This is a genomic window from Mesorhizobium sp. (assembly GCF_024509055.1).
Classification (GTDB): domain Bacteria; phylum Pseudomonadota; class Alphaproteobacteria; order Rhizobiales; family Rhizobiaceae; genus Mesorhizobium.
On sequence record NZ_JANINM010000110.1, the window covers coordinates 1 to 4,674 of the forward strand.

Sequence of the window (4,674 nt, forward strand, 5' to 3'; positions counted from 1 at the left end):
ACGTGCCGGTGGGCGAGGACCAGAAGCAGCATCTGGAGCTCACCCGCGACATCGCGCAGAAGTTCAACAACGACTTCTCCGACAAGATCGCCGCGCTCGGCGTCGGCGTCGAGATGCAGGTCGGCGAGGAAACCGTGAATGGCTACTTCCCGATCACCGAACCGGTGATCGGCGGTCCGGCCGCCCGCATCATGAGCCTGCGCGACGGCTCGAAGAAGATGTCGAAGTCGGACCCGTCGGACCTGTCGCGGATCAACCTGACCGACGATGCCGACACCATCTCGAAGAAGATCCGCAAGGCCAAGACCGATCCGGAGCCGTTGCCGAGCGAACTCGATGGACTGGAAACCCGGCCGGAAGCCGAAAACCTTGTCGGCATCTATGCCGGCCTCGCCGAAATCTCGAAGGAAGACGTGCTGAAGCAATATGGCGGACAGCAGTTTTCCGTGTTCAAGCCCGCGCTTGCCGACCTCGCGGTCGAGAAGCTCGCGCCGATCGCCTCCGAAATGCGCCGCATCGAGGGCGACCGCGCCTATGTCGACGCCGTGCTCAAGGATGGCGGCGACCGCGCCCGGGCGATCGCCGAAGGCACGATGAAGACTGTGCGCAACATCATCGGCCTGCTGCAGGACTGATCGGCCCGGTCAACCGACTTCCACCGACATGCCGGAGCCGGCGGCTTGCCGCCGGTCCCTGGCGGTGGCAGATTGCGGCCTAAACCATATCGAGCAGATAGACATGGTCTCCAAACGCCTCAGCCGCGAAGCCGGGCATCGCCGCAAGTTCCTGGCGATCATCGACGACACGCCGGAATGCGAACGCGCCGTCGCCTACGCCTCGAAGCGGGCGCAGAGTACCAGCGGCGTGCTGGTGCTGCTCTATGTCATCGAGCCGGACGACTTCCAGCACTGGCTGGGGGTCGAGAAGATCATGCGCGAGGAGGCAACGGCGAACGCGCGCGCCGCGCTCGACACCCACGCCCACAAGGTGCGCCAGAAGCTCGGCATCGAACCGGAACTGGTGGTGCGCGAAGGCAAGCCGACCGAAGAGATCCACAAGCTGATCGAGGAAGACCAGGACATCGCCATCCTGGTGCTGGCAGCCGGCGCCGGCAAGGAAGGCCCCGGGCCGCTGGTCGCAGCGGTGGCCGGGAAAGGTGCTGCCTTTCCCATTCCGGTCACGGTGGTGCCGCAGAATCTCTCCGACGAAGAAATCGACAGCCTGGCCTGATACTCAGCCCACGCGCCTTGCAAACAGGTGTTTCCGGCGGCCTCCCCGGCGCGTCCAGGCGACGTTGCTGAACCCTAGCCGCCTGCACAGCCCTTGGCCTGCGCCGGCGATGCGCCATTTTGGTCATGAGACGACCATTCCAAAATGGAGGGCCGATGGCCAAATCGCAGCCGGAGGCGGGCCGACAACAGAAACCGCAAGGCAAGCCGGCAAACCGGTCCGAGGCTCGATCGGCACGCGCGCAGGAGAAAGCCAGGCAGACACCGCATGCGCAGCAGGAGCGCAGGCACCGCGTGCTCGCCAAGGGCCACCCGGCTATGGTCGACAGCATCGCCGGCGCGATCACCGTCAAGAACCTCGATCTCTATTATGTCGTCGCTTCCGACGGGCAGATCCCCCTGAAGGGCGGACATGGCTTCGGGCTCTATTTCCACGATTGCCGCTTCCTTGGTGGCTATCAGATGTCGCTCGCCGGCCTGGCGCCGGTCGTGCTCGCCTCGACCAGTCAAAAAGGCTACGCGGCGCTTTTCGAGCTGACCAATCCCGACCTGCATTTCGAGCGGGGTCAATTGATCTCCAAGGATGAGCTCGGCATCCGCTGGGAACGCATACTCGATGCCGGGCAAAGCTGCGTGCGGGAGCTCATCACCATCCAGAACTTCGGACACCAGGCGCATGGTTTCCCCCTGACGTTGAAGTTCGGCTCGGCATTCGAGGACATCTTCAACGTGCGCGGGCTGGTGCAGCAGAATCTGGGCAAATCAGAGCGGCCCGCCTGGCGGGACGGAAGGCTGCATTTCGTCCATCACGGCGCCGACCAGCTCCGCAGAACGACGACGATCGCGTTCTCGCCACAGGCCGACGCCACGAACGGTACAAGCGCCGAGTTTCGGATCGATGTGCCTGCGGGAGAAACGCGGACCATCGCGGTCACGATAGAACTGAATGAGCATTCCGAAGACGCCGAGGCCGGGCATTCGAACGAGCAACCGGAGATCGCGCCAGATGGCCCGGCCGGAGACCTTCGGGCGAATTCGGAAGAATGGCTGGAGCGGCACACCAAGGTCGACAGCGACAGCCTCCTGCTCAACAACATCATGGACCGTTCGCTGCGCGATATCGCGACGTTGCGCTCGGAACTGGGCAATCGAGAATATTTCGCCGCCGGCGTGCCGTGGTTCGTCGCCCTGTTCGGCCGCGACAGCCTGATCGTCGCGCTGGAAATGCTGGCCTTCCAGCCGGAGATCGCCGCCCAGACGCTGCGGCTGCTCGCCAGCTACCAGGGGCGCCGGGTCGATCGTTGGCGTGAGGAGCAGCCCGGCAAGATCCTGCATGAGCTGCGCGTCGGCGAATTGGCCCGTGCGGGCGATGTGCCGCATGCAAGGTTCTATGGCACGGTGGACGCGACGCCGCTCTTCCTGCTGCTTCTCGGTCGCCATGCGACATGGACCGGCGACCTCGGCCTGTTCCAGGAATTGCAGGAGCCGGTGGAAAAGGCCTTGGCCTGGATCGCCAGGGCCGGTGACCAGCACGGCGAAGGCTATCTCAAATACCGGACCCTGTCGGACAAAGGCCTGGTCAACCAGGGATGGAAGGATTCGGGCGATGCGATCGTGACGGCGGACGGCGGCATCGCCAAGCCGCCCATCGCGCTGGTGGAGGTGCAAGGCTATGTCTTTGCCGCCAAGCAAGCGATTGCCGAGCTCTACGAGCGCACCGGAGACGCATCCCGCGCCAAGGAACTGCGCGAAGAGGCCGAAAGGCTGAGGATCCGGTTCAACCGCGACTTCTGGTGTAAGGATCGAGGCATCTTCGCGCTCGCGCTGGAAGCGAGGGGGCGCCAGGCGGCCGTTGTTTCCTCCAATCCGGGACAGGCGTTGTGGACCGGGATCGCGGACCTGGACAAGGGCCGCCGTTCAGCGGCGCGGCTGATGCAGGACGACATGTTCAACGGCTGGGGCGTGCGAACGCTCTCCAGCAAGGAACGGCGCTACAATCCTGTCGGATACCATCTCGGAACCGTCTGGCCGCACGACAACGCGCTGATGGCGGCCGGCTGCCGGCGGTATGGCGAGGACGGCGCCGCGTTGCGGATATTCACTGCGATGGCCGAAGCGGCGATGCATTTTCGCCATCTCAGGCTGCCCGAGGCAATGGCGGGTTTTCCGCGCCAGGATTTCCAGGCGCCGGTGCATTATCCCGTGGCCTGCCATCCGCAAGCCTGGGCGGCCGGAGCGGTGCCCTTCCTGTTGACGACCTGCCTTGGACTGGAACCGGACGGCTTTGCCGACAAGCTCCGGATCGTGCGACCCGGCCTGCCCGATTTCGTGAACCGCATCACGCTTCGCGGACTGCGCGTCGGAACCGGAAGCGCCGACCTTCAATTCAGGCGGACGTCCGGGGGAGCCGAGGTCGATATCCTGCGGACCAGTGGACAACTCGCCGTGGAAATCGGAAAATAGGGCAGCCACCCGCGGAAGGCTTCGCCTTGGCAAAACATTCCGCCAGCCAGCCATTTGGGCGACGCGTTTCGCTTGAATGTCCAGCCGATAGAGCCTATTTAGAATTATTCCAAACTATCGGCCCGAGAAGGGCTTTGGAGATATCCCATGTTCATCCAGACCGAATCGACGCCGAACCCGGCGACGCTGAAGTTCCTTCCCGGCAAGGAAGTGCTTCGCGAAGGCACCGCCGACTTCCGCGATGCCAGCACCGCCGCTGAAGCCTCGCCGCTGGCCGGCCGGCTGTTCGATATCCCGGGCGTCACCGGCGTGTTCTTCGGCTATGACTTCATCACCGTGACCAAGGATGGTCCGGACTGGCAGCATCTGAAGCCGGCGATACTCGGCGCCATCATGGAGCACTTCATGTCCGGCGCACCCGTCATGGCTTCGACCGGCCCCGTGGCCGACGCCGACCACGCCGGCGAGTTCTACGACAAGGCCGATGAGGAATTGGTGCTGACCATCAAGGAACTGCTGGATACGCGCGTGCGGCCGGCCGTCGCCCAGGACGGCGGCGACATCACCTTCCGCGGCTTCGAGAACGGCACTGTGTTCCTGCACATGAAGGGCGCCTGCGCCGGCTGTCCGTCGTCGACGGCGACGCTGAAGCACGGTATCCAGAATCTGCTGAGGCATTTCGTCCCCGAGGTGCAGCAGGTCGAGCAGGTCGCCTGATCCCGCGCACCGCTGCCGCTACGATTTGATATCGCCAAAAACAAAAAACCGGGCCCCAACAGCCCGGTTTTCTGTTTTTGGACGTCTTGTTGTTGCCTAGACGGTCCGCTTGCAAGAGCTTTCGCCCTCGGACATCGTGATCACATCACGATGACCTTGGCGCCGACCGACGTGCGGTCGTAGAGATCGATGATGTCCTGGTTCATCAGCCGGATGCAGCCCGACGACATCGCCTTGCCGATCGAGAACCATTCCGGGCTGCCAT

At 63.9% G+C, this 4,674-nt stretch carries 4 protein-coding genes and 1 pseudogene; 4 read left to right on the forward strand and 1 reads right to left on the reverse strand.

Features of this window, described 5'->3' with window-relative positions; translation table 11 throughout:
• The 4 genes and pseudogenes from Q0L57_RS06230 to Q0L57_RS06245 form a co-directional block, all read left to right on the forward strand.
• Positions 1 to 635: pseudogene (locus tag Q0L57_RS06230) on the forward strand (tryptophan--tRNA ligase); the annotation flags it as partial.
• Between the two features lie 103 nt (positions 636 to 738).
• The gene (locus Q0L57_RS06235; protein ID WP_296739623.1) at positions 739 to 1,230 is read left to right on the forward strand and encodes a universal stress protein; all 492 of its coding nucleotides are present in this window, start codon (positions 739 to 741) and stop codon (positions 1,228 to 1,230) included.
• Between the two features lie 155 nt (positions 1,231 to 1,385).
• Positions 1,386 to 3,692, forward strand: coding sequence for a glycogen debranching N-terminal domain-containing protein (locus Q0L57_RS06240; protein WP_296739625.1), 2,307 nt, complete (start codon positions 1,386 to 1,388; stop codon positions 3,690 to 3,692).
• Between the two features lie 147 nt (positions 3,693 to 3,839).
• The gene (locus Q0L57_RS06245) at positions 3,840 to 4,409 is read left to right on the forward strand and encodes a NifU family protein (RefSeq protein ID WP_296739628.1); all 570 of its coding nucleotides are present in this window, start codon (positions 3,840 to 3,842) and stop codon (positions 4,407 to 4,409) included.
• A 140-nt stretch (positions 4,410 to 4,549) separates the two neighbouring features.
• Here Q0L57_RS06245 and Q0L57_RS06250 read toward each other — a convergent pair.
• The coding region (locus Q0L57_RS06250; RefSeq protein WP_296739630.1) for a L,D-transpeptidase at positions 4,550 to 4,674 on the reverse strand (125 nt) is incomplete at its 5' end.

Bases quoted from the DNA above. Each gene is read 5' to 3' on its own strand.
- Q0L57_RS06235 (WP_296739623.1), top strand. From the start codon at position 739: ATGGTCTCCAAACGCCTCAGCCGCGAAGCCGGGCATCGCCGCAAGTTC.
- Q0L57_RS06240 (WP_296739625.1), top strand. From the start codon at position 1,386: ATGGCCAAATCGCAGCCGGAGGCGGGCCGACAACAGAAACCGCAAGGC.
- Q0L57_RS06245 (WP_296739628.1), top strand. From the start codon at position 3,840: ATGTTCATCCAGACCGAATCGACGCCGAACCCGGCGACGCTGAAGTTC.